This is a genomic window from Pseudomonas sp. PF05 (assembly GCF_056521845.1).
On record NZ_JBWLPW010000070.1, the window covers coordinates 1 to 751 of the forward strand.

At 61.4% G+C, this 751-nt stretch carries 1 protein-coding gene; it reads left to right on the forward strand.

Annotated features, from left to right (window positions below; translation table 11 throughout):
- On the forward strand, positions 1-751 hold a 751-nt coding region (locus AC09SL_RS29465; RefSeq protein ID WP_479572005.1), incomplete at both ends, for an AMP-binding protein.

Consider the following 751-nt stretch of genomic DNA (forward strand, 5'->3'; position numbering starts at 1 on the left):
TCAGGTCAAGCGCCTGTGCAACCTCTATGGCCCTTCGGAAACCACGACGTATTCGAGTTGGGTGTCGATGGCCCGCGAGGATGGGTTTGCCGCGCACATTGGTAAACCGGTGGCGAACACCCAGTTCTATCTGTTGGATGAGTACAAACAACCGGTGCCACTGGGCGTTCCGGGCGAAATTTACATCGGTGGCGCTGGGGTCGCTCGCGGTTATCTCAATCGTGATGACCTGACGGTTGAACGCTTCCTGAAAGACCCGTTCAGCAGTGATCCAAATGCCCGCATGTATCGCACTGGCGACCTGGGCCGCTACCTGCCGGACGGCAACATCGAATACCTGGGCCGCAACGACGACCAGGTGAAGATCCGCGGTTTCCGCATCGAACTGGGCGAGATCGAAGCCAAGCTCGCCCAGGCGCCAAACATCAAGGAAACCGTGGTCCTGGCCCGTGAAGACGTGCCGGGCGACAAACGCCTGGTCGCCTATTTCACCCAACACTCACCGGACGAAGTCGTCGACATCGAAGCCCTGCGCACGCACCTGCAGGCGCAGTTGCCGGCCTATATGGTGCCCGTTGCCTACGTGCGGCTGGATGCCTTGCCGCTGACGCCGAACGGCAAGCTCGACCGCAAGGCCTTGCCGGCACCGGACCTCGACGCGCTGATCACCCGTGGCTACGAAGCCCCGCAAGGCGAGGTCGAAACCACCCTGGCGCGGCTCTGGCAAGATTTGCTCAAGGTCGAACGCGTA